Raw genomic sequence first — 25,529 nt, 5'->3', positions numbered from 1 at the left:
CCGGACCCATACCGGCGGCGGCTATTCATACAGGTGTTTGAACACTAGGGATGTGCAGCCTCAAGGTCAAGAAATCACGGCGACCATTACATCGCTTGATGCAGGGCCATAACACAGAGAACATGACTGCGCAGTCATGCGTTAGCATGGACACACGACTTTTAGCTGCGTAGGCACGCAGAAGGAGCATCCGTGGTACAGCTCGCAGACCTTGAGTTCGACAATCGCTTCGCCCGGCTCGGCGACAGTTTTTCCACTCGGGTGATTCCCGAACCGCTGAGCAATCCGCGCCTGGTCGTCAGCAGCGCCAGCGCGCTGCAACTGCTGGATATGGATGAGGGTGAAGCGCAGAGCGAGCTGTTCACCGAGTTGTTTGCCGGTCACAAGGTCTGGCGCAGCGCCGAACCGCGCGCCATGGTGTATTCGGGCCATCAGTTTGGCGTCTACAATCCCAAGCTGGGCGACGGCCGTGGGCTCTTGCTGGGCGAAGTGGTGAACCGCGCGGGCGAACACTGGGATTTGCATCTCAAGGGCGCCGGCAGCACGCCCTACTCGCGCATGGGTGACGGCCGCGCGGTGCTGCGCTCTTCGATCCGCGAGTTTCTCGCCTCCGAGGCTTTGCACGCCCTGGGCATCCCGACCAGCCGGGCGCTCTGCGTAACGCTGGGCGACAACCCGGTGTACCGCGAGCGCGAAGAACGCGCCGCCATGCTGTTGCGGCTTTCACGCTCGCACATTCGTTTCGGCCACTTCGAGTACTTCTATTACACCCAGCAGCACGATGCACTGCGTCAGTTGCTGGATTTCACCCTGAACACCTGCTATCCCCAGTGCCTGGGCGAGCCACAACCCGAGCTGGCGATGTATCGCCAGGTACTGCAGCGCACCGCAGAAATGGTCGCCTGGTGGCAGGCCTATGGCTTCTGTCACGGGGTGATGAATACCGACAACATGTCGATCTTGGGTATCACCTTCGATTTTGGCCCCTACGCCTTTCTGGATGCCTTCGATGTACGGCATGTGTGCAACCATTCCGACCACGAAGGCCGCTACGCTTTTCACCGTCAGCCAGCCATTGCGCAGTGGAATATGGCCTGCCTGGCGCAGGCGCTCACTCCCTTTATAGAAGTGGAGACGCTGAAGGCCGAGATCGCGACCTTCATGCCTGCGTTTGAGCAGCACTACCTGCGATTGATGCGCCGCCGCCTCGGCTGGCTGGGCGCAGAAGATGCCGACAAGGCCCTTATCGATCAGTTATTGCAGCTGATGCAGGATAGCGGCAGCGACTTCAACCTGAGCTTGCGCCTGCTGGCTGAAGGCAAGCCGGAGGTGCGTGACCACTTTATCGACCGCGCAGCCTTTGATCAGTGGCACCACGAGCATCATTCCCGCTTGGGCGGCGAGAACCAGTCAACGCAAGCGTTGCAGGCCAACCCGGTCTACGTGCTGCGCAATTATCTGGCGCAGAACGCCATCGCAGCCGCGGAGCAGGAGGATTTCAGTGAAGTGCGCCGGCTGCATGAGCTGCTCACGGCGCCCTTCAGCCGGCAGCCGGATGCGCAGAACTACGCTGCCGCGCCGCCGGACTGGGGCAAGCATCTGGAGATCAGCTGCTCTTCCTGAACAGCACTGAAGGGATGGCCTGTATATGCCGCTTGGTTATATAAAAATCAGTTTTAGTACTTGGACAAACTTATAAATCCCTCCTAATGTGGCGCCCAACCGGGTTCCGCTCGCTGGAGCCCCATACCTCACACGAGATTCGGGTAACCATGAGCTGGGATTCATTGCCATTGATCGGCGTTGCGCTGCTGTTGTGCTGGGTGTTCTACGCCTTCGCGCGGGAGAAGTTCAGCCCCGACGTCGTGGTCGGCATTGCCGTTGCCATACTGCTGGTCAGCCATCTGCTGTCGCCAACGGACGTGCTTGGCGTGCTATCCAACAGCGCCCCTATCACCATTGCCTGCATGTTCATTCTGTCAGCGGCACTGGAGCGCACCGGTTGCGTCGAGACACTTGGCAACTGGCTGTCACGCATGGGTGGCGGTAGCCCCTGGCGGACGCTGTTCAGCCTGATGATGACCGCAATGCTGCTGTCGACCTTCATCAACAACACACCGGTGGTCGCTATTCTGACGCCGGTGGCCATCGCCTTGGCTACCCAGGTCGGCAGTAAGCCCTCGAAAATGCTGATTCCGCTGTCCTATGCCACCATCCTGGGCGGCACCATGACCATGATCGGCACCTCCACCAACATTCTGGTCGATGGCGTTGCGCGGCAGATGGGCATGGAACCCTTCGGCATGTTCGACATCACCCTGCCCGGCGCCATACTGGCGTTGATCGGCATGGCCTTCATTCTGCTGATCGGCCACCGCCTGCTGCCGGAACGTGAAAGCCTGTCGCGCCAGCTGCGCCCGGATCAGGCGCGTACCTTCATGACCGAGCTGTTGGTACCGCACGACTCGCCGGTAATCAACCAGACCATCAGCCAGGCCAGCCTGAACGGCAACAGCGGCATCAGCGTGCTGAAGATCTTTCGCGGAGATGACGAGCTCTCTACGCCGCTGAACGATACCCTGTTGCGCGCCGGTGATCGCCTGGTGCTGCACACCAACATGCGCGACTTTGTCGAGCTGCGCGAGAACGGCCTGCTGGCGTTCAACCGCGACAGCAGCGCCAACTTCGAGACCATCTCGACCCGCGATGTAATGCTCGCCGAGGCCATTGTGGGCCGCAACTCGCGCTACAGCCACCGTCCCATGCGCGATCTCAACCTCACCGCACGCTATGGCATTCATGTGCTGGCCATTCACCGCCAGAACGAAAACATCCAGGACAACCTGGATGAATTTCAGCTGCAGTTCGGCGATGTGATGCTGGTGGAAGGTACGCCCGCGCAGATCAAGAAATTTGCCGATAACGGCGAGCTGATCAGCCTCAACTCGGTGCAGGAGCGCGCCTACCGCCGTAACAAGGCGCCCATTGCCATCGCAGCGGTAGTCGCCGTGATGCTGCTGGCCGCGCTCAAGATCATGCCGATTGAAGGCCTGGCCATGATTGCCGCTGCGATGGTGGTAGCCACTGGCTGCCTGGATACCGAAGACGCCTACAAGGCCATCGACTGGCGTATTCTCACGCTCATCTTCGGCATGCTGGCGATCAGCATAGCGATGAACAAGGTTGGGCTGGTCGATAGCGTGGTCGCCCAGGTGATGACGCTATCGCCGCTGCTGGGGCCGCTGTTCATGCTGTCGTTCCTGTATCTGCTGACGTCGATACTCACGGAGGTGGTCAGCAACAATGCCGTGGCGGTGCTGCTCACCCCCATAGCCATCGGCATTGCCCAGCAGCTGGGTGCGGATCCGCGGCCCTTCGTGGTGGCCGTGATGTTCGCCGCCAGTGCCAGCTTCGCCACGCCCATCGGCTACCAGACCAACACCTTCGTCTACAGCGCCGGCGGTTACCGTTTCAGCGATTTCATGCGCATTGGCGTGCCGCTCAACCTGCTGATGTGGGGCGCCAGCACACTGATCATCCCGCTGATCTGGCCGCTGTTCCCTTGATCGCATCCGGCAATCGCGTGAGGTAAAAGCCAAAAAGGCACCCGAAGGTGCCTTTTTGGTGGGCGCACTCGCTCACTGCGCTTCGATATGATCGTGCAGGGCCATGAACTGTTGCGTCAGCTTGTGCCGCCCGTCGAGGAAGATCAGCGGCGTAGACGCCTGGTGCGATTCACGCATGCGCACCGAGCTGTTGAGGTACACCGGCAGCACGGGCAAGCCCTCGGCGATCAGTTCATCGAGAATCTGCTGCGGCAGAGCGGCACGTGGCTGGAACTGGTTCACTACTATACCTTCTACCTGCAGATCCTCGTTGTGCTCTTCGCGCACATCCTCGAGTTCGGCCAGCAAGCCGTAGAGTGCCTGACGCGAGAAAGCATCACAGTCGAAGGGAATGAGCACCCGGTCGGCGGCAATCAGTGCCGACATGGTGTAGAAGTTGAACGAGGGCGCGGTATCGATGTAGATACGCTCGTAACTGTCTTTCAGATCCTTGAGCAACTTGCGCAGCTTCTGAATCTTGTAGCGTGACTCCAGCTTGTGCTGCAGGTCGGCCAGCTCGGGGCTGCCCGGCATCAACCACAGGTTCTCGAACGGCGTTTCCACCACGAACTGCTCGGCTTTCTTGCCAAACAGCCCGCTGGAGAGCGTCTGCGAGAAAAAGTCGGCGATGGTGGTATCAACATCCGCCATTCCCTCGCCCAGCAGGTAGTGGCTGGAATTGGCCTGCGGGTCCAGGTCCACCACCAGCGTCTTGTAACCCGCAGCAGCGCTGACCGCCGCCAGATTACAGGCGATACTGGATTTGCCGACGCCGCCCTTCTGGTTGAAAACCACCCTGCGCATACGTATCTCCTTCTACCTGTAGCTGTTGGTGAGCAACCCGCTCAGTATCGGGCTGCGCAGAGCGGCGGCGCAACCTTTGTCAGCCTACGATAGCAGCCGGATCATGATAAATGGCTGACATCTCGTGCACGGCCTCAATAAAGGCGCCGGCGTGCGCGGGATCCACTTCCGGGGTAATGCCATGCCCCAGGTTGAACACGTGGCCGCTGCCCTTGCCGTAACTCGCCAGAATCCGCGCCACTTCGGCACGAATGGCCGCCGGCTTGGCGTAGAGCACCGTGGGGTCCATGTTGCCTTGCAGCGCCACCTTGGCGCCTACCCGCGAGCGTGCCACGCCGATATCCATGGTCCAGTCCAGGCCCAGCGCATCGGCACCGGTCTCGGCAATACTTTCCAGCCAGAGACCGCCATTCTTGGTAAACAGGATGACCGGCACCTTGCGACCATCGTGCTCGCGAATCAGACCGGCCACAATCTTGCGCATGTAGGCCAGCGAGAACTTCTGGTAGGCATCAGCCGACAGATTGCCGCCCCAGGTATCGAAGATCTGCACAGCCTGGGCGCCGGCCAGGATCTGACCGTTGAGGTAGCTGATGACCGAATCGGCCAGCTTGTCGAGCAGCAGATGCATGGCTTCCGGCTGATCGTAGAGCATTGCCTTGGTTTTGCGAAAATCCTTGGAAGAGCCACCTTCGACCATGTAGGTAGCCAAGGTCCAGGGGCTGCCGGAGAAGCCGATCAAGGGTACCCGGCCATTCAGCTCGCGCCGGATGGTGCGCACCGCGCCCATGACATAGCCCAGATCCTGCTCGGGATCGGGCACGTTCAGCGCTTCAATATCAGCTGCAGTATTGATGACCTTGCGAAAGCGCGGGCCTTCCCCGGTCTCGAAATACAGGCCCTGCCCCATGGCGTCGGGGATGGTGAGAATATCGGAAAACAGAATGGCAGCATCCAGCGGGTAACGCTCAAGCGGCTGCAGGGTAACCTCGCAGGCCATCTCGGGATTGGTACACAGGCCCATGAAGTCACCGGCACGCGCCCGTGACGCGCGATACTCAGGCAAATAGCGTCCGGCCTGACGCATCATCCAGACGGGGGTGACATCAACCGGCTGGCGCTGCAGGGCACGAAGAAAGCGATCATTCTTGAGTTCAGACATGGGGAGGGTATCCAGTAACCGGGTCAGCCGGCATTGTACCGGGAATGGCCGCAAAGATCAGGGGCGTAGAAACGACAATGGCGCCCATCGGCGCCATTGTCACAAATCCAGACCTAGCCGAGTTAGAGCTCGAGATACTCGAGGATGCCTTCAGCTGCCTGACGACCTTCCCAGATTGCGGTGACCACCAGGTCAGAGCCGCGCACCATGTCACCACCGGCAAAGATCTTCGGATTGGTGGTCTGGAACTTGTACTGCCCTGCCTCTGGCGCCACTACGCGACCCTGACTATCCATGTCGATCTGCTTGTCGGCAAACCATTCTGCCGGGCTGGGACGGAAACCAAAGGCGATAATCACCGCGTCTGCCGGCAACACCTGCTCGGAACCGGGAATCGGCTCAGGACTCCGACGACCGCGTGCATCGGGCTCACCGAGACGGGTTTCTACCACCTTGACGCCCTCAACCCGATCTTCGCCAACAATGGCGATGGGCTGACGGTTGAAGAGAAACTTCACACCCTCGTCCTTGGCGTTCTTCACTTCCTTGCGCGAACCCGGCATGTTGGCTTCATCACGCCGGTAGGCGCAGGTAACCGCGTTCGCGCCCTGACGGATAGAGGTGCGGTTACAGTCCATGGCGGTGTCGCCACCACCCAGCACTACAACCTTCTTGCCCTTCATGTCGACAAAGTCCTGTGGCGACTTTTCGAAGCCCAGGTTGCGGTTAACGTTGGCAATCAGGAAGTCCAGCGCATCATAAACGCCCGGCAGATCTTCACCCGGGAAACCGCCTTTCATGTAGGTGTAGGTACCCATGCCCATGAACACGGCATCGTATTCAGCCAGCAGTTCGTCGATGCTGACGTCCTTGCCGACTTCCGTGTTCAGGCGGAATTCGATACCCATGCCTTCGAACACTTCGCGGCGACGTGACAGCACGGTTTTTTCCAGTTTGAACTCCGGAATACCGAAGGTCAGCAGGCCGCCAATCTCGGGATAACGATCGAACACCACCGGGCTGACACCGGCACGCGCCAGCACGTCAGCACAGCCCAGACCCGCTGGACCGGCACCGATGATAGCTACTCGCTTGCCCGTCGGCACGACGTTGGACAGATCCGGCCGCCAGCCCATGGCAAAGGCGGTATCGGTGATGTACTTCTCGACATTACCGATGGTCACAGCGCCAAAGCCATCGTTCAGGGTACAGGCACCCTCGCACAGACGATCCTGCGGACATACGCGGCCACAGACCTCGGGCAGCGTGTTGGTCTGATGCGACAGCTCGGCGGCTTCGAGAATATTGCCCTCGGACACCAGCTTCAACCAGTTGGGAATGAAGTTGTGCACCGGGCACTTCCATTCGCAATAGGGATTGCCGCACTCCAGGCAGCGGTGCGACTGCTCGGACGCTTCCTCCGGCTTGAACTGCTCGTGGATCTCCACGAACTGGGTCTTGCGCACGCGCAGCGGACGCTTCTTGGGGTCTTCACGACCTACATCGATGAACTGGAAGTCGTTACTCAAACGGTCTGCCATATCTAAACCTCATCAGTGCAGCGCAACATCACGTATCACGCTGCCGAATCTCTATCGCTGACCGGGCGGCTTCGCCTGCCCGGTCGCTGGAACCCCGTCTATTACTGCGGGTTGGCTATGGTGCTGCTCAAGAGTGCACGCAGGCTGGCAGCCTTGGGCTTGACCAGCCAGAAGCGACGGATGTAATCGTCCAGATTCTCCAGCACCTCGGCGCCCCATGCGCTGCCGGTCTCGGCCACATACTCGGTCAGCACCTGCGTCAGGTGGCTGCGGTAGACTTCCATCGACTCGCTGCTGATCCGGTGCAGTTCGACCAACTCGTGGTTCAGCTTGTCGAAGAAACTGTTGTCCCGATCCAGCACGTAGGCGAAACCACCGGTCATGCCAGCACCGAAGTTGTGACCAGTGCTGCCCAGCACGCAGACCATACCGCCGGTCATGTACTCGCAGCAGTGATCACCAGCGCCTTCAATGACTGCATGGCAACCGGAGTTGCGCACGCCAAAGCGCTCGCCAGCGCTACCAGCCGCAAACAGTTTGCCGCCGGTAGAGCCATACAGGCAGGTGTTGCCGATGATCGAGGTCTGCTCCGAGCGGAAGGGGCTGCCCTGCGGCGGCACTATGACCAGCTTGCCACCGGTCATGCCCTTACCCACGTAATCGTTGGCATCACCTTCAAGATACATGTGCAGGCCGCCGGCGTTCCACACGCCAAAACTCTGGCCGGCCGTGCCCTTGAAGCGGAAGGTGATAGGCGCGCCGACCATGCCCTGGTTGCCGTGTACCTTGGCGATCTCGCCGGATACGCGAGCACCAATGGAACGGTCACAGTTGGTCAGCCGCATTTCGAACTCGGCACCGGTGCGACCATCAATGGCAGCACGGGCCAATTCGACCATCTTCTCGGCGGTCTGACCCTGATCGAACGGCGGGTTGCGCGGCTGCTGACAGAACTGCGGCTTGTCGGCCGGCACGTCCTTGCTGAACAGCAGGGGCTCAAGATCCAGGTTCTGCTGCTTGCTGGTACTGCCAGGCAGAATTTCCAGCAGATCGGTCCGACCAATCAGCTCCTGCAGGCTGCTGACACCCAGTTTGGCCAGCCACTCACGGGTCTCGGTGGCAACATAGGTGAAGAAGTTCATCACCATTTCCACGGTACCGATGTAGTGATTGTCGCGCAGGTGTTCATTCTGCGTGGCAACGCCGGTGGCGCAGTTGTTCAGATGGCAGATACGCAGGTATTTGCAACCCAGCGCGATCATCGGCGCGGTACCGAAGCCGAAACTTTCGGCGCCCAGAATGGCTGCCTTGATCACGTCCAGGCCGGTCTTCAGGCCGCCATCGGTCTGTACCCGCACCTTGCCGCGCAGATCGTTGCCACGCAGCGTTTGATGCGCCTCGGACAAACCCAGCTCCCAGGGCGAGCCGGCATAGCGGATCGAGGTCAGCGGCGAGGCACCGGTGCCACCGTCGTATCCGGAAATGGTAATCAGGTCGGCGTAGGCCTTGGCCACGCCGGCGGCGATGGTACCAACGCCCGGTTCGGATACCAGCTTGACCGATACCAGCGCGGCCGGGTTGACCTGCTTGAGGTCGAAAATCAGCTGCGCCAGATCCTCGATCGAATAGATATCGTGGTGCGGCGGTGGCGAAATCAGCGTAACGCCGGGCACGGCGTAGCGCAGGCGGGCAATCAACTCGTTGACCTTGCCGCCGGGCAACTGCCCGCCCTCGCCGGGCTTGGCGCCCTGAGCCACCTTGATCTGCAATACGTCAGCATTGACCAGGTACTCCGGGGTCACACCAAAGCGGCCGGAGGCGATCTGCTTGATCCGCGAGGTGCGCTCGGTACCGTAGCGCGCGGGGTCTTCACCGCCTTCGCCGGAGTTGGAACGCGCGCCCAGGCGGTTCATCGCCTCGGCAATCGCCTCGTGGGCTTCAGGAGACAGCGCGCCCAGGGAAATACCCGCCGAGTCGAAGCGCTTGAAAATCTGTTCCAGCGGCTCGACCTGGTCCAGGGCGATCGGCTCCTGGGTATCGCTCACCTTGAGCAGATCGCGCAGCGAGGCCACCGGACGGTTATTCACCAGCGCCGCGTATTCGAGGTACTTATGGTAGCTGTCGCCCTGCACTGCGTCCTGCAACGCCCGCACTACATCGGGGTTGTAAGCGTGGTACTCACCGCCAAACACGAACTTCAACAGGCCGCCCTGCTGAATCGACTTGCGCGGATTCCAGGCTTCCTTGGCCAGCAGTGACTGCTCGGCCTGCAGATCCTGATAGCGGGCGCCCTGTATGCGGCTGGCCACACCCTTGAAGCAGACGTCCACAATTTCATCCGCCAGACCTACTGCTTCAAACAGCTGTGCCCCGCGATAGGAGGCAATGGTGGAAATACCCATCTTGGACAGGATCTTAAGTAGCCCTTTGGAGATACCCTTGCGGTAGCTTTTGAAGACTTCGTACAGGTCACCGATAACCTCACCGGTACGCAGCAGATCGCCGAGCACTTCGTAAGCCAGGTAGGGATAGACAGCGGTGGCGCCAAAACCAAGCAGCACGGCGTAATGGTGTGGATCGCGTGTGGTGGCGGTCTCGACCAGAATGTTGCACTCTGAGCGAATGCCCACGGCGGTCAGATGGTGGTGCACTGCACCCACGGCCAGCGCAGCGTGCACTGGCAGCTTGCCCTGCTGGATGGCGCGGTCGCTGAGGACGATCAACGACTTGCCTTCGCGTACCGCGGCTTCCGCCTGGGCAGCGATATCACGCACGGCTTCGCCCAGCGGCATAGACTCATCCGCATTCAGGTCGATGGTGTGCACGGCGAAGCCCGGGCGCTCCAGATGCATGATGGTACGCCACTTCGCCGGCGAAATGACGGGTGAACTGAGGATCGCGCGATTGGCGTGATCTGCGGTTTCTTCAAATACGTTGCGCTCGGCGCCGAGACAGGTCTCCAGCGACATCACGATGGCTTCACGCAGCGGATCAATCGGCGGGTTGGTTACCTGCGCGAACTGCTGACGGAAGTAGTCATACACCGAGCGTACACGTCCGGACAGCACAGCCATGGGCGTATCATCACCCATGGAGCCGACCGCTTCCTGGCCGTTCTCAGCCAGCGGGCGCAGCACCTGATCGCGCTCTTCAAAGGTGACCTGGAACATCTTCATGTACTGCTTCAGGCGCTCATCCGACAGGAAGTCGGAACCGTGGTCACGGTCATCCAGCTTGGCCTGAATGCGCAGGGCGTTCTCTTTCAACCATTTGCGGTACGGATGACGCGACTTGAGACGGTCCGCAATGTCATCGGTATGCAACACTTCGCCGGTTTCGGTATCCACCGCCAGAATCTGGCCAGGACCAACGCGGCCCTTGCTGATCACGTCTTCGGGCTGGTAGTTCCACACGCCGATTTCCGATGCCAGGGTGATGTAACCGTTCTTGGTGACCACGTAACGCGCGGGGCGCAAGCCGTTGCGATCAAGCAGACAGACCGCATAGCGACCTTCGGTCAGCACGATACCGGCCGGACCGTCCCAGGCCTCCATGTGCATGGAGTTGTATTCATAGAATGCACGCAGGTCGGCATCCATCGTCTCGACGTTCTGCCAGGCGGGCGGCACGACCATGCGAATGGCGCGGAACAAATCCATGCCACCGGTGATCAACAACTCCAGCATGTTGTCCATGCTGGAGGAGTCGGACCCGGTGGTGTTGACCAGCGGAGCCAGGCTTTCGAGATCGGGCATCAGGTCGTTGGTGAACTTGTTGCGGCGCGCGTGTGCCCAGTTGCGGTTGGCGGTAATGGTGTTGATTTCACCGTTGTGCGCGACCAGACGGAAGGGCTGTGCCAGCGGCCACTTGGGCAGCGTGTTGGTAGAGAAGCGCTGATGGAAGACGCTGATTGCAGTCTCCATGCGCTCGTCACCCAGATCCGGATAGAACTTGTCCAGATCCGCGGGCATCATCAACCCTTTGTAAGAGATGACCTTGTGCGACAGGCTGGAAACATAGAAGTTGGCGTCCGCCTGCATGGCAATTTCAGCCTTGCGGCGCACGTAGAACAGCTTGACGCCGAACTGTTGCTCGTCAAGGTCTTCGCCGGAGACAAACAGCTGCTCGATACGGGGCATGCTGCTCAAGGCCAAGGGGCCGAGCACGCTCTCATCCACCGGCACCTGACGCCAGCCAAGGCTGGTAAGCCCCTGATCAGCCAACGCATCGGCAAAAGCCTGTCTGGCCGCGGCAGTGCCAACTTCATCGGCGCTCATGAACACCATACCGACCGCGTATTGCGCCGGCAGCTCGACTGACAGTTGCTCTTGAGCCACCGAGCGCAGGAAGCGATCCGGCTTCTGGATAAGCAGACCGCAACCGTCACCGGTCTTGCCGTCCGCATTGATGCCGCCGCGGTGGGTCATGCATGTCAGGGCTTCAATAGCCGTCTGGAGCAAGTGATGACTGGGCTGACCTTCCATGTGGGCAATCAAGCCAAAGCCACAGTTATCCTTGAACTGATCAGGCTGGTATAAACCTGCTTTCATAGGCACACTCTCAAAAAACTATTGAATTCAAGCGCTTACAAGAATCAAACAAGAATTGATCTGGCTCGGCGCCGGACAAAAGGGGAGTAATTGTACACAGCAGCCCACATGGCCACAATTTTTTTTGAGGCCAGCATGCCGCATAGGCGTATTCAAATGTCGTAAATAGGCAACTTTGCGTTGCACTATAGTCCTAATCCCGACCTTCATCCACGCCTTTTTGAACCTGCAATACCGGCAGCAGAGGCCGCCGGCGCAGGGGCTGTCTAGCGCAAAGAGGCCTGAATATCTGCGAAACTGCGTGGCCAGGGCTTGCTGTTACGCAGCGCTTGCGGCAATCCGGCTACACCAGACTGCGCAGCCTGGCGGCCAGCATAACTCCCCTGAGTCACCACATACCAGGGCGCGCCTTGGTGCACGGTTTCGAAATAGCCGATGTCGCTTACCTCTGAAAGAGTTTTTACAAAGGCAATCGCGGCCTGCTCCGAGCGCGTCCCGAGAAGCTGCACGGCATAGTGACCGCCAGATTGCTGCCGATACCACTCGGCCTTGTGCACCGAACCCGTTGCCGCCACAGTCGCAGGCGTGGGCGCTACGGGTCGTTCTGCAGGAGTCTCTGCGGGTGCGGGTGCGGGTGCGGGTGCGGGTGCGGGTGCGGGTGCGGGTGCGGGTGCGGGCACCGCAGAGTTCGCCTGCACCCTGTTGGTCGCGTTTGCACCTGCTGTGCTTTCGTCACTGACCGCGCTGCCGCTGGCCTGCTCCGTCGCCGAAGGTGCAGGCGCCGTCACTGACAGATCGCTTGTCGGCTGCACGATTTCCGGCGCCGCCTCTGACCCAGTCACAGCGGCAGCAGAGCCTGTCTCCTGCGCCCCACCCGGCAGCGGAGGCGCTGGCGGTGCCACCGGTTCGACAGCGGCTTCACTGCTCAAGCGCACTTCGGGAACCGGATCAGGCAACGCCAGCACTGTCGTTTCCGGCTCTTTCGGCTGTTCGCCCATGTACCAGGCGACGCCCACACCTACTGCCACCAAGGCCAAAGCAATCAAGGTCCGTACCGGAAATCCACCGGCTTTGGCGCGAGCGGCGGCGGCTAACGGCGCCTGCTCCATTGCTTCCAGCATGACCTGCCTGGCCAGGGTATTGATAGCACCAGGCCAACCATGGGAGCCTTGATGAATGATCGCCACCTGCTCATCTGCCAACAACTCAAGGCCCTGACCCGCACCCTCGAGACGCTGGCCCAGGTAGTCACGGGTTTCCGCCAGATCCAGTGGTTGCAAGGCAGCCAAATGCACGGTGCCTTCGTCTACGGCACTGCGCAAGGTTTGCAAGGTTGGTGCGAAGGCGTCTTCGTCGGCGAACAGAAAAACCCGCGGCGCGTTCGGCCCCGCCTCGGCAATCTCCGCCAGCATACTGAGTGTCGATGGTTCCAGCTCCTCGGCATCATCGACTACCAGATAAAGCTGTATGCCGACTGCCTCGCTGGATTGCGCCTTGCGCAGCAGGCTGCCCACTTCACGGCCCTCGGCGCTGACCGCCTGACACACATAGCCAAGCAAGGCCTCTTCCGCCGCGAACTCTCTAGCCGACAACACCACACATTGCACGCTGTCCTTGTTGCTGCTGGCTACCAGAGCCTGGCGCAGCAGCGTCTTCCCGCTGCCTTCCGGCCCGGTTACAACCAGCAGTTGATTGCTATAGCGCGCCAGATGATGCAGTTCTGCCAAGACCGGCTTGCGCTTGGGCGTGAAAAACTTGAAACCCGGTGTGCGCGGCGCGAAGGGGTCGTGGGTGAACTGGTAGTAATCCAGCAAGCGATCAATGTCATTCATTGAGGTGAAAACCTCTTCCTTGTTTGGCTTCATGCTGGCGACATCGCCAAGCAGCCCGACAGCGCGTCGGCATCGTATTCGGCCGTAACCGTGGCCTCTCCCAGTGCTTTGAGCAGCACCAGGCGCAACTGACCATCCAGCACCTTCTTGTCCACCGCCATCAAACGCAGAAAGTCGGCCGGCGTCATATTGTCCGGGGGTGTAATCGGCAGACCAGCAGCAGCAATGAGGTTTCTGCCTCGCGCCAGCGCGTCAGCATCAATCCATCCCACGCGCGCAGACATATCAAGCGCCATGGCCATCCCGGCCCCTACGGCTTCACCGTGCAGCCAGCTACCGTAGCCCTGATGCGCCTCGATCGCGTGGCCGAAGGTATGCCCCAGATTCAGGATAGCTCGCACTCCCCCCTCACGCTCATCTGCGGCAACCACCTCCGCCTTGATCGCGCAGGAGCGCTGAATGGCCTGAGTAACGGTCGCAGCATCCAGTGCTCGCAGTGCCACCATGTTGACTTCCAGCCAGGCAAGGAATTCGGCGTCACGGATAAAACCGTATTTGATGATTTCCGCCAGACCGGCACTTACTTCTCGTGGCGGCAGCGTGCGCAGGCTGTCAGTGTCAATAAGCACTGCCTGAGGTTGATAGAAGGCGCCGATCATGTTCTTGCCGGCAGGATGGTTGATACCGGTTTTTCCGCCCACCGAAGAATCGACCTGGGACAGCAAGGTAGTGGGGATCTGGATAAAGTCCACACCGCGCTGATAACAGGCCGCAGCGAAACCGGTCATATCGCCGATGACGCCGCCGCCGAGCGCAATCAGCGTGGTCCTGCGGTCGTGGCGTTCGCTCAACAAGGCATCAAAGATCTGTTGCAGAGTGGCCCAGTTTTTATAAGCCTCACCAGTCGGCAGCACCACACTGGTCAGCTTGTAGCCGTGAAGCGTCTGCTCCAGCGCGTTCAGATAAAGCGGTGCGACGGTATCATCGGTAACAATACAAACCTGCTTGCCTTTAATATGCGCAACCAGCAGATCAGGATTTTCAAACAGGCCGGCACCGATGTAAATCGGGTAGCTACGATCACCAAGATCGACATTCAAACACTGCATCCAGCTTCTCCCTCTAGCATGCGCAAAGCATACAACATCCCCGCTGTACGCGGATATGCCGCGCAAGCAAATGCACGAGCGCCAAGGAGCACGGCAGATTGGTATGCGGGCAAGCTAAAGGAAATGGCAATCTAAGCGTACGCTGTGGCGAGCGTCAGTCTTCATGCAGTTTGGCGATGATGGCATTCACCACGGTTTTCGGACCGCGTTGGTCGGTCTCAATCACCAAGTCGGCTATTTCCAGATAGAGAGGATCGCGCTTGGCCATCAGATCACGCAATACCTTCTCCGGATCGGTAGTTTGCAGAAGCGGACGCTGACGATCCTTCGCAGTACGCTGCAGCTGTTGCGCGACACTGGTACGTAAGTAGACCACCAGGCCATTTTCCGCCAGTGCTGCACGATTGGTATCACGCATCACCACGCCTCCCCCGGTGGCCAGCACAATACCCTCTTCACGCACCAATTCAGCAATCATTGCCTCTTCGCGCTGCCTGAAGCCCTCTTCCCCCTCCACATCGAATATCCAGGGAATATCCGCGCCAGTACGCACTTCGATCTCGCGATCAGAGTCTTTGAAGGGGTATTTCAGCTCTTTGGCCAGAAGGCGCCCGATGGTGCTCTTGCCAGCACCCATCGGGCCCACCAGAAAAACGTTACTCAAGCGCATTACCTGGCAAGGGTAATTGCACCGTTGTTGATGATGCGCGGAGTCAGGAAGATCAGCAGCTCGCTTTTGCTCTCGTTGGTGACATCGCGGCGGAAGGCCTGTCCCAGTACGGGCAGATCACCAAGGAAAGGTACCTTTTCCTGAGCGGTTTGCGTGTCACTGCTGAACACGCCACCGATCACGATGGTTTCGCCGTCAGCCACCAGAATCTTGGCATCGACCTCATTCTTGCGAATGGTCGGTACGCCATTGACCTGGTTGGTGAAGTCCGGCTCATCCTTGGTCACAATCACTTCCATGATCACCTGGTTGTCAGGCGTAATCTGCGGAGTAACTTCCAAGGACAACACTGCCTCGGCAAAGGATGTAGTGGTGGCACCGCTGGAGCTTGCCTCCTGATAAGGAATCTCGGAGCCCTTGAGGATCTTGGCCGTTTCCTTGTCCGACGTGACCACCTTGGGCTGGGAAATGACTTCGCCATTCCCGGTGCTTTCCATGGCGGACAGCTGCAGATCCAGGATGGTGTTATCGGTCATGAAGCCGATACCGATACCGGAGGTCGCACCAATCACACCCATGTCTACAAAGGGTGTGCTAACGGTGGAGGAAAGGCCGTTGTCCCCATAAGTGCGCCACTTCTCACCCAAGGACAGATCACCGCTCCAGTTCACACCCAGCGCCTTGTCAAAACCCACACTGGCTTCAACAATGCGCGCCTCGATGAGTACCTGACGCACTGGAATATCCAGCTGAGTAACAATACGCCGCAATTCATCAAGCTTGTCCTGCGTCTCCAGCGCAATGATGCTGTTGGTGCGCTCGTCAACGGTCAGAGAGCCGCGCTGACTGTCGGCATCAGCCGAAGTGACCGAGGCGAACAACTGAGCAATATCGGCCGCATTGGCGTAGTTGACCTGGATCAGCTCGCGGCGCAGCGGAGCCAACTCGGAAATCTGCTTCTGAGACTCCAGCTCCTGACGCTCGCGTGCAGCGATCTCGTCCGCTGGCGCAACCAGCAAGACGTTGCCTACCTGACGCTTGTCCAGACCCTTGGTTTTCAATACCAGATCCAGCGCCTGATCCCAGGGCACATTCTGCAAGCGCAGAGTGATACTGCCCTGTACGGTATCGCTGGCTACCAGATTGAGATCGGTGAAATCGGCGATCAACTGCAGAACCGAACGGACTTCGATGTCCTGGAAGTTGAGTGACAGCTTTTCACCTGAATAGGTAAAGGAGTCCGCGCGGCGCTGCTCTACTTCGGCACGGCTGAGCGGCTTGAAGCTGACGGTCAGGCGATTGTCGGTCTGATAAACCAGGTGCTCGTATTGACCGGTAGGCTCGATGACGATGCTGGCGTTGTTACCGTTACTGGATGCATTGATGAAGTTCACCGGCGTGGCGAAGTCCTTCACATCCAGCTGGACACGCAGCTCGTCAGGCAGTCGGGTATTGGGGAAGTTCAGCTTTACCCGCCCGCCCTGCTCTTCAACGTCGACACGAATGGAGGGATCTGTCAGATCAACGATGACGTTGCCTTCTCCTTCGCTGCCACGCTGAAAGTCCAGACTGCTGATCGCGCGGCCGGATGTAGCGGCAGCCGACACCGCAGGCTCTGATTCTGCACGCCAGTTGCTGTTGCTGGCAACTGCCGGAGCGGCCGGAGCAGCTACGCTAGAGGCCGCAGCAGCACCACCAACGAGCACGAACAGGTTATTGCTTTCAGCGCGGGTGGTATAGGGCGCCAGATTGGAAAGATTGATGATCAGGCGCGTGCGGTCATTGGCCTCAACCACAGTGACGCTGCGCGCGTTGCCCAAACCCAGCTCGCGGTTGCGCTCACCCAGCTTGTTTTCCACGCCCGGCAAGTCGATTGCAATGCGCGCCGGCTCGTCAATGGTATAGCCTTTGGGGGATCCGCTAACCGGCTCGTCGAATGTCAGCTTCAGCTCGACACGATCGCCCGGCAGAGAGGAGACATCCATTTTCTGTAAATCGGCGGCCATGGCCAACGGGCTCACTAGCGCCATAAGGGCGGCCAGCGATATCTTTCTGGTTAGAGGCATTTGCTTGCGTTCCACGCGTGACTGTTTGCAGTTCATGTTTATCTCTCCCTGGTTGACCTATCCGCGCTCAGGCAAGCTGAGAGTCCGCGGTCGCTCCAACCAACCCCCTTCACCATCGGGCACGATCTCGACCACGTCGACTCGGTTTTCCTGAATCCCCGTAATGCGGCCATAGTTGCGTCCCAGATAGTCACCAACCTTTACTCGGTGCACGCTTCCTGCGCCCTGTACCAGAGCCTGCATGCCGTTGTTGTTGCTCAAAGTACCGACCATCTCGAAGCTTTCGATATTGAAGCCTTCCAGGAACTGCTTGACGCGATTCTCGTCCGGCTTGATGTCCTGCGAACCACGTTGGCGCTGGGTCAAATCGATGCGAATCGGCGGTTGGAACGGGCTTCTCAGCGACGCAGCGCTGTAGGTGAAAGCCTCGTAGGGCTCGAAACGCGGTAAAGGCTCGATCTTTCCGGCCGGCTTGGCGCGCGTCTCATCCATAAAGCGCTGCAGATCGGCAAACTCGTTGCTGCTACAGCCGGCGAGACCGATCGACCCCAGAAGGAATAGGCAGGTAAGGTGTTTGTTGATCATTATTGCTGGCCTCCTGCATCGTTATAGCGATAGGTCTTGGCCACAATATTCATTGTCAACAGGTCCGGATTTGCCGCATTGACCGGCTGGATAACAAAGTCGTTGAGGGTGACGATTCGAGGCAAGCCCGCCACACTGCTGACAAAGGTAGCCAGATCGTGATAGCTGCCACGTACGACGATGTTGATCGGCAGTTCCACATAAAACTGTTGAGCGACTTCCGGCTTCAGCGTAATCGACTCGAACTCGAGACCACTGTTGAGGCCCATCTGAGTGATATCTTCCAACAGACCGGGTACTTCGCTGTCCTTGGGCAGCTGCTTGAGCAGGCCACTGAACCTCTCTTCGATTTCGGCTAACTGTTCCTTGTATGCCTCCAGATTGGCCGCACGATAGGACTTGTCGGTGAAATCTTTGCGCAACGCAACCTCTTGCGCCTCAACGCGCTCCAGGCTTGCCTGAAGATCCTTGAGATGAAAGTGATAACCCAGTACCAGCAACACTACAAAGACGAATACGCATACGATCACTTTCAACGCACCCGGCCACGAGCCGATGTTGTTGAAGTCGAGATCACTGAGATCGACTTTCTTCAAGCTATCCATAGATTGAGAAAAACTCATGGCTGCTGCTCTCCCTCAGCGGCACCGGCACGCGGCTCGGTCTGCTTCACCGTCAACTCGAACTCGTTAGCCTGATCAAGCGCACCTGAAGTAACCGCTCTGACAGCGGTAAGGTTTGGTGCAACCAGCCACTCTGACGCGTCCATCTGACGCATGAGCTTGGAAACACGGCTATTGGACTCTGCTCCGCCCTTGACGCTGATCGAGGAGCCTTTCATCGTCAACGATGTGAAGTACACCCCATCCGGCAAGGTACGAGTCAATTCGTCGAATACCCTGACGATGATCGGCCGATTACCTTGCAGATCCTGGATGATTTTCATGCGATCCAACAATTGCGTACGGCGCGCCTGCAACTGCTCGATTTCCTTGATGCGCTTCTCCAGCAGGGTAATTTCCTTCTGCAGAAAAGCGTTACGTGCGTTCTGATGTTCAATTTTGCCATTCAGATGACGATCGCCCAGAAATACCAGGGCTCCGGCAAAGAGCACTACCAGTGCCAGAATGGTAAAAAATTCCTTTTTTCGTTCTTCCCTTAGCTGCTCGCGCCAAGGCAACAGGTTAATGCGAGCCATTAGTCAAAACTCCTCATTGCCAGACCACACGCAATCATCAAGGCAGGGGCGTCATTGCTGAGCGCCACAGCATCAACCTTGTTCGACAGGGTCATGTTTGCGAAGGGGTTGGCAACCAGAGTAGTAGTGCCGATCTTCTGCTGGACCAATTGATCCAGACCGGGAATCGAAGCAGTGCCACCCGCCAGCAGGATGTAATCGACATCGTTGTACTGACCGCCGGCAAAGAAGAACTGCAACGAGCGAGAGACCTGCTGCACTACGGCATCCTTGAACGGACCGAGCACTTCACTCTCGAAGTCGTCCGGCAGACCACCCTGCTTCTTGGCCAGACCAGCTTCTTCCTGCGACAGACCATAACGGCGCTGAATCTCGTCGGTGAGCTGCTTGCCGCCGAACAGTTGCTCACGGGTATAGATAATGCGCCCCTTGCTGAGCACGCTGAGCGTCATCATGGTTGCGCCAATGTCTATTACCGCAATGGTCAACGCATCATCACCGCCGTCGAGCTGATGCACCACCAGTTCGCAGGCCCGCTCCATCGCATAGGCTTCAACCTCGACCACCTTGGCGGTCAGGCCGGCCAACGCCAGGGCAGCCTCGCGAATGTCGACGTTTTCGCGACGACAGGCGGCCAGCAGCACTTCTTCGCGCTCGGCATTGCGAGGGGAAACACCTTGGACTTCGAAATCGATGGCGACTTCATCAAGCGGGTAGGGAATGTACTGATCGGCTTCGAGCTTGATCTGCTCTTCCATCTCGTCTGGATCCAGTCCGGCATCCATCTCGATGGTTTTAGTGATCACTGCCGAGCCAGCAACCGCGACAGCGGCCTGCTTTAAAGGCGTTCGCGAGCGCGCCAGGACTTTCTCCAAAGCCTGGCCGACACCCTCGAGTTCGACGATGTTTTTCTCGACCACCGCACCGGGTGGCAAAGGTTCAACCGCATAAGCTTCGACCTTATAGCGGTTCCCGGAGCGACTGAGCTCTAGCAGCTTCACAGTGGTGGAGCTGATATCGATACCCAGCAGCGTATTCGCTTTTTTCTTGAGGAGCCCTAGCACAGCCAATTTCCTATCAGCATCCGACACTTACGGACGGTTTATGTTTTCCTACATTAAATAACAGTCCTTGTACAAGCGCAAATAGCTAAATCAAAAAAAATACGCTTATAATGCAGACTGCTACAGCCATCAAGACCAGCAATACTGCTAACTTTCTAATTATTCAGGGAATTCCGCATCCCTTATGCGTTTATTAAAATTTCTCTTCTGGTCCCTATTAGCGCTGGCCTGCACCCCTGTTTTGGTGCTGAGCGGCGTGGCGCTCTATCTTAGCCCCGCTTTACCAGATGTTGAAACCCTGCGCGACGTCGAATTGCAGACCCCGCTGCGGATATATAGCACAGATAATAAATTGATTGCAGAGTTTGGTGAAATGCGCCGTTTCCCCATCACCTACGGCGAGGTGCCCGCCACCTTCGTCAATGCGTTGCTGGCGGCTGAAGACGATAACTTTCTGCATCATCACGGTGTTGATCCCGCAGGTCTGATCAGGGCTGCAGCAGAGCTGATCCAGACCGGACACATCCAGACCGGCGGCAGCACCATCACCATGCAGGTGGCGAAAAACTATTTTCTCTCCAGCAAGCGGGAGTTCTCGCGCAAGCTGAATGAAATATTGCTGGCACTGCAAATCGAACGCAATCTGACCAAGCAGGAAATTTTCGAGCTCTACGTCAACAAGATCTATCTGGGCAATCGCGCCTACGGCATTGAAGCGGCAGCACAGGTTTATTACGGCAAGTCCATCGATGAACTGCCCTTGGCTGATCTGGCGATGATCGCCGGCCTACCCAAGGCGCCTTCACGTTACAACCCGATTGCCAATCCGGATCGTACCAAGCTGCGCCGCGACTGGATTCTGCAGCGCATGCTGATGCTGGGCTATATCGATAAGGCCAGCTATGAAGAAGCAGTGGCCACGCCCATTACCGCACGCAATCACGGCGCCAATCCCGAGATGGAAGCGCCCTATATAGCTGAGATGGCTCGTCTGGAGGTAGTCGAGCGCTACGGCGACAAGGCTTACACCCAAGGTCTGAATGTGTACACCACTGTCAGCAGTGCGAAGCAGGAGTTGGCCAATCAGGCCCTGCGCAGCGGCTTGCAGGAGTACGATCAACGACACGGTTACCGCGGCCCCGAGGCGCGCAATCCCGACGTCACGCTGGAGCAGGGCGCGAGCCTGCTGAGCAAGTACCAAAGCCTGGGCGGCCTGGAACCGGCGCTGGTCACAGCGGTGCATCCCGACAGCGTGGAGCTGCTGTTCCGCCGCGACCCACCGGGCACCATCGCCTGGGACGACATGAAGTGGGCACGCCCCTATCTCAGCGCCAACAGCATGGGGCCGCGGCCTGGCAAGCCGGCCGACGTGCTCCAGCCTGGCGACATCATCCGAGTCAGCCGCGCCGAAGGCGAGAATCAATACCGCCTGGCGCAGCTGCCCAAGGCGCAGAGCGCCCTGGTGGTGCTGGGCCCACAGGATGGTCGTATTGAGGCACTGATCGGCGGCTTTTCCTTTGTCGAAAGCAACTACAACCGGGTTACCCAGGCGCGCCGCCAGCCAGGCTCCAGCTTCAAGCCGTTCCTCTACTGTGCGGCGCTGGACAATGGCTATACCCCTGCCAGCCTGGTCAACGACGCCCCTCTGGTGTTTGTTGACGACTACCTCGACTCGATCTGGCGGCCACAAAATTCGGGCGGCGACTTTCTCGGCCCGATCCGCCTGCGCGAAGCGCTCTATCGCTCACGCAACCTGGTGTCCATCCGCCTGTTGCAGGATATGGGCATCGACAATGCCATGACCTATATCGAGCGCTTCGGCTTTGCCCGTTCCGACCTGCCGCGCCACCTTGCCGCCTCGCTCGGGACCTCCGAGCTCACACCGCTGCAGATCGCCCAGGGTTATGCCACCTTTGCCAATGGCGGCTATGCCGTAAAGCCCTACCTGATTGATCGCATCGAAGACCGCTACGCACAGCTGGTCGATTACACTCGTCCAGCCGTCACTCCGGCGCAGGCCGAGCAGGAACAGGCACGCCTGGATGCTTATTACCTGCGCCAGCCCAACGGCCCGCTGCCGCAGGTTCAGCAAGCAGAGCAGGTGGTCGACCCGCGCACCATCTACCAGCTCAACAGCATGCTGCAGGACGTTATCCGCCGCGGCACCGCAGTGCGTGCACGGTCGCTGCAACGCAAGGATCTGGCGGGCAAAACCGGCACCACCAATGACCAGAAGGACGCCTGGTTCTCCGGCTATAATCCAGATCTGGTCGCCACCGTCTGGGTCGGCTTCGACCAACCCAGCACTCTGGGGCGCCGCGAATTTGGCGGTACCGCCGCGCTGCCAATCTGGATGAAGTTCATGGGTGCGGCGCTGGAGGGCGTGCCGGACCAGGAGCAGCGCATGCCGGAGGGCTTGCTGACCGCGCGCATCGACCCGGAAACCGGTCGCAGTGCACCGCCAGGCAGCAGCAACGCCTTCATGGAAATATTCAAGCAGGAAGACGCGCCGCCGCCCTACAGCGAACTGGAGCTGGGTGGCTACGACAGCGACGGTGCCGTAACCCCGCTGGAGCTGTTCTGAGCCAACTCACAAAGTTGCTGGCGCAGCCAACGGTTGACCGGATCATGCTCGGCGGACTCATGCCAATACAGATTGAGTCCGATCGAGGGTAGCGGCACCGGCAGCGCCAGCAACTGATTATCCAAAGCAGCGTTGACCAGTTCCGCATGGCGCCGCGACATGGTCAGCAGCAGATCGCTCTGCGCTACCACCAGGCTCGCGGCCTGGTAGTTCTGGCATTGCTGCACAACTCTACGCATCAGGCCCATGTGCCCCAGTGCCAAGTCCTCGTAACACAAACCGCGCCGCCAGGATGCCACCGCGATGTGCGGTGCCTGCAGATAACGCTCGGTGGTCAACTCACCCGTAAAGCTCGGCCCCGCGACCACACACAGGGGCTCCGACAACAATTGCATCTGGCGCAGGTTGGCATCCGCCGGACGCGCAATCTGTACGGCAAGATCGATGCGCCCGGCCGCCATCTCCAGCTTCAATTCCGACCACCGCAGCCCCGCCGTGCGCACCTTGCAACGGGGCGCACATTCACGCAGATGCGCCAGCAGCGGCGGCAGTAGCACCAGCTCCAGCTGTTCCGGCAGACTCAGGGTGAAGGTGCGCTCGTCGCGCAGCGGGTCAAAGTCATGCAAGCCGTCCAGACTGCGTTGCAGGCGCGCCAGACTGTCGCTGATCACCGGCGCCAGCCGCTGTGCCAACGCCGTCGGCGCCACCCCACGACCTTCCCGCACAAACAGCGGGTCGGCAAAATGCTCACGTAGCCGCGCCAACGAGTGGCTTACCGCAGACTGACTGACATGCAATATCGCCGCAGCGCGAGTCAGATTGCGCTCCCTGAACACCACCTCGAAGACCCGAAACAGATTCAGGTCCATGCGGACAGTCGATACCAAACCATTCATTTCATTCATGTAAAGCAGTCTCTCAGCGGCAATGCAGCACAATTCACGGAGGTTTGCAGTAAACCATGAGCAGTGCTCATGGTAATAGATGAATAACCTTCGCTTCTTCCTTGCGCCGCCGCAGCCTAAGCTGCTCACTACAAAACCAACAATGGAGGACAGCGGTATGCAGGAGTCAGAATATCTGAGCAGGCTGGGCGACTTGCAGGCAGCTGCCTGGCCGAAGGGCGCGCCTACCCAGCCGGTCTATCCGCTGGGCGAACAGCCGCTGACCCGCTACCTGCAACATTGGGCCCAGACCCAGCCTGAGAAAACCGCGATCCATTTCTATGGCCACCAGCTCAGCTACGCCGAGCTGGATGACCTCAGCAGCCGCTTCGCGGCCCTGCTCTACCAGCAGGGTATCCAGCCCGGCGACCGGGTTGCCGTCTTCATGCCTAACTGTCCCCAGCTGCACATCGTCTTCTACGGCATCCTCAAGGCCGGTGCCATACACGCCCCTGTCAGCCCCATGGCCAAGGGCCTGGAGCTGAGCTATCAACTCAACGATTGCGGCGCCAGCGCCATTGTCTGCTTCGACCAGTTGCTACCGGTGGTGCGCGAAGTGAAAGCGCAAACCGGCTTGCAGCTTGTGATCAGTACCAGCCTGTCCGAGCTTTGCCCTGCCGCACCGCCCATTCCCGTGCCCGACCTGCTGCAGGCCCCCAAGCTGCCGATTACCGATAGCCTCGACCTGCTACCAGCATTGGATGATCTCGCGCCCGCCGATAATCTGCCTGAGCTGCAGCTCGACGACATTGCCGCACTCAATTACACCGGCGGCACCACCGGCCTGCCCAAGGGCTGCATTCATACCCATGGCGACATGCTCTACACCTGCGCCAGCTTCCTGCCGGTTGCGCTGGGGCTGGACACGGACCGCATCAGCCTCAACTTCATGCCCGAGTTCTGGATTGCCGGCGAGAACGCCGGCCTGCTCTACCCCGTTTTTGCTGGCACCACGCTGGTCTTGCTGGCGCGCTGGGACGCCCTGACCTTCATGAGCGCGGTGCAGCACTACCGCGTCAAGCAGACCGGACTGCTGGTCGACAGCGCCTCCGAGGTGCTCGACCATCCGGAGGTGAACAGTTTCGACTTCAGCTCGCTGCAAACCACCAGCTGCGTGTCCTTCATCAAGAAGCTGACCCCCGAATACCGCCACCGCTGGCGCGCACTGACCGGCTGCACGCTGTTTGAAACCAGCTTCGGCATGACCGAAACCCATACCTGCGATACTTTCACTGCAGGTTTGCAGGAGAACGACTTCGACCTCAAATCCGCCCCCACCTTTGTTGGCTTGCCGGTGCCCGGCGCCGAGTTCAAGGTCTGTGATTTCGCCAGCGGCGAGCTGCTGCCGTTGGGCAGCGAGGGCGAGCTCTGCGTGCGCACGCCATCCTTGCTCAAGGGCTACTGGAACAAACCCGAGGCCAGTGCTGAAGCGCTTCGCGATGGCTGGCTGCACACCGGCGACAGCGGCGTCATTACCGAGCAGGGCTTTATTCGCTATCTGGGTCGGCGCAAGGAAATGCTCAAGGTCAACGGCATGAGCGTTTTCCCCAGCGAGCTGGAAGCCATGCTCGGTCAGCATCCGGACATCCTCGCCTCGGCCGTAATCGGCCGGCCGGATGAGCAACGTGGACAGATGCCGGTGGCCTTCATCATCTGCAAGCCCGGCTGCCAGGCTACCGCAGAATCCCTGCGCGACTGGTGCAAGGGCGCCATGGCTGTATTCAAAGTGCCGGAAATCCGGCTGGTCGACTCACTGCCGATGACCGCCACCGGCAAGGTCAAAAAACAGGAACTACAGGACTGGATCAACTGAAC

Annotated in this window: 17 protein-coding genes; 4 read left to right on the top strand and 13 right to left on the bottom strand. The window is 59.3% G+C overall.

The window, feature by feature from the left end:
- Window positions 1–192: 192 nt before the first annotated feature.
- Both selO and V7756_RS00710 read left to right on the top strand, forming a co-directional pair.
- Window positions 193–1,623, top strand: a complete 1,431-nt coding sequence (gene selO / locus V7756_RS00715) for a protein adenylyltransferase SelO (RefSeq protein WP_335608245.1) — start codon at window positions 193–195, stop codon at window positions 1,621–1,623.
- Between the two features lie 86 nt (window positions 1,624–1,709).
- Complete coding sequence (locus V7756_RS00710; protein ID WP_335608244.1) at window positions 1,710–3,566, top strand: SLC13 family permease; 1,857 nt, start codon at window positions 1,710–1,712, stop codon at window positions 3,564–3,566.
- Window positions 3,567–3,638: 72 nt separating this feature from the next.
- Here V7756_RS00710 and V7756_RS00705 read toward each other — a convergent pair whose 3' ends face one another.
- From V7756_RS00705 to V7756_RS00650, 12 genes are all read right to left on the bottom strand, one after another.
- Window positions 3,639–4,409 carry a ParA family protein gene (locus V7756_RS00705; RefSeq protein ID WP_335608243.1) on the bottom strand — a complete coding sequence of 257 codons (771 nt, stop codon included), beginning with the start codon at window positions 4,407–4,409 and terminating at the stop codon, window positions 3,639–3,641.
- 79 nt (window positions 4,410–4,488) lie between these two features.
- On the bottom strand, window positions 4,489–5,571 hold the full coding sequence (gene hemE / locus V7756_RS00700) for a uroporphyrinogen decarboxylase (protein ID WP_335608242.1): 1,083 nt from the start codon (window positions 5,569–5,571) through the stop codon (window positions 4,489–4,491).
- A gap of 122 nt (window positions 5,572–5,693) precedes the next feature.
- Window positions 5,694–7,112 carry an FAD-dependent oxidoreductase gene (locus tag V7756_RS00695; RefSeq protein WP_335608241.1) on the bottom strand — a complete coding sequence of 473 codons (1,419 nt, stop codon included), beginning with the start codon at window positions 7,110–7,112 and terminating at the stop codon, window positions 5,694–5,696.
- Window positions 7,113–7,213: 101 nt separating this feature from the next.
- On the bottom strand, window positions 7,214–11,662 hold the full coding sequence (gene gltB / locus V7756_RS00690) for a glutamate synthase large subunit (RefSeq protein ID WP_335608240.1): 4,449 nt from the start codon (window positions 11,660–11,662) through the stop codon (window positions 7,214–7,216).
- A gap of 266 nt (window positions 11,663–11,928) precedes the next feature.
- Window positions 11,929–13,494: an AAA family ATPase gene (locus V7756_RS00685; protein ID WP_335608239.1), complete on the bottom strand. Its 1,566-nt coding sequence runs from the start codon at window positions 13,492–13,494 to the stop codon at window positions 11,929–11,931.
- A 29-nt stretch (window positions 13,495–13,523) separates the two neighbouring features.
- Window positions 13,524–14,603 carry a 3-dehydroquinate synthase gene (aroB, locus tag V7756_RS00680; RefSeq protein WP_335608238.1) on the bottom strand — a complete coding sequence of 360 codons (1,080 nt, stop codon included), beginning with the start codon at window positions 14,601–14,603 and terminating at the stop codon, window positions 13,524–13,526.
- Window positions 14,604–14,757: 154 nt separating this feature from the next.
- Window positions 14,758–15,267: a shikimate kinase AroK gene (gene aroK / locus V7756_RS00675; protein ID WP_335608237.1), complete on the bottom strand. Its 510-nt coding sequence runs from the start codon at window positions 15,265–15,267 to the stop codon at window positions 14,758–14,760.
- A 5-nt stretch (window positions 15,268–15,272) separates the two neighbouring features.
- The gene (gene pilQ / locus V7756_RS00670; RefSeq protein WP_335608236.1) at window positions 15,273–17,339 is read right to left on the bottom strand and encodes a type IV pilus secretin PilQ; all 2,067 of its coding nucleotides are present in this window, start codon (window positions 17,337–17,339) and stop codon (window positions 15,273–15,275) included.
- A gap of 57 nt (window positions 17,340–17,396) precedes the next feature.
- Window positions 17,397–17,924: a type 4a pilus biogenesis lipoprotein PilP gene (gene pilP, locus V7756_RS00665; protein WP_335608235.1), complete on the bottom strand. Its 528-nt coding sequence runs from the start codon at window positions 17,922–17,924 to the stop codon at window positions 17,397–17,399.
- Window positions 17,924–18,547, bottom strand: a complete 624-nt coding sequence (locus V7756_RS00660) for a type 4a pilus biogenesis protein PilO (protein ID WP_335608234.1) — start codon at window positions 18,545–18,547, stop codon at window positions 17,924–17,926. The genes pilP and V7756_RS00660 overlap by 1 nt, the downstream gene beginning before the upstream one ends.
- On the bottom strand, window positions 18,544–19,122 hold the full coding sequence (locus tag V7756_RS00655; protein ID WP_335608233.1) for a PilN domain-containing protein: 579 nt from the start codon (window positions 19,120–19,122) through the stop codon (window positions 18,544–18,546). The genes V7756_RS00660 and V7756_RS00655 overlap by 4 nt, the downstream gene beginning before the upstream one ends.
- Window positions 19,122–20,186, bottom strand: a complete 1,065-nt coding sequence (locus tag V7756_RS00650; protein ID WP_335608232.1) for a pilus assembly protein PilM — start codon at window positions 20,184–20,186, stop codon at window positions 19,122–19,124. Before V7756_RS00650 ends, V7756_RS00655 begins: the two co-directional genes overlap by 1 nt.
- A 184-nt stretch (window positions 20,187–20,370) precedes the next feature.
- Here V7756_RS00650 and V7756_RS00645 point away from each other — a divergent pair, with 184 nt between their 5' ends.
- Entirely contained in the window at window positions 20,371–22,770 is a 2,400-nt protein-coding gene (locus tag V7756_RS00645; protein WP_335608231.1) for a penicillin-binding protein 1A, read from the top strand.
- Here V7756_RS00645 and V7756_RS00640 read toward each other — a convergent pair.
- Window positions 22,728–23,675 (bottom strand): LysR family transcriptional regulator, encoded by a 948-nt coding sequence (locus V7756_RS00640; protein WP_335608230.1) that lies wholly within the window; start codon window positions 23,673–23,675, stop codon window positions 22,728–22,730. The genes V7756_RS00645 and V7756_RS00640 overlap by 43 nt on opposite strands.
- A 157-nt stretch (window positions 23,676–23,832) precedes the next feature.
- On the opposite strand from V7756_RS00640, the gene V7756_RS00635 reads away from it, so the two are divergent.
- On the top strand, window positions 23,833–25,527 hold the full coding sequence (locus V7756_RS00635; RefSeq protein ID WP_335608229.1) for an AMP-binding protein: 1,695 nt from the start codon (window positions 23,833–23,835) through the stop codon (window positions 25,525–25,527).
- Window positions 25,528–25,529 lie beyond the last annotated feature (2 nt).

Origin of the sequence: Halopseudomonas sp., assembly GCF_036961105.1 — a bacterium.
In the GTDB taxonomy this organism is placed as follows: Bacteria; Pseudomonadota; Gammaproteobacteria; order Pseudomonadales; family Pseudomonadaceae; genus Halopseudomonas.
This window is presented reverse-complemented; position numbering and strand designations above follow the sequence as displayed.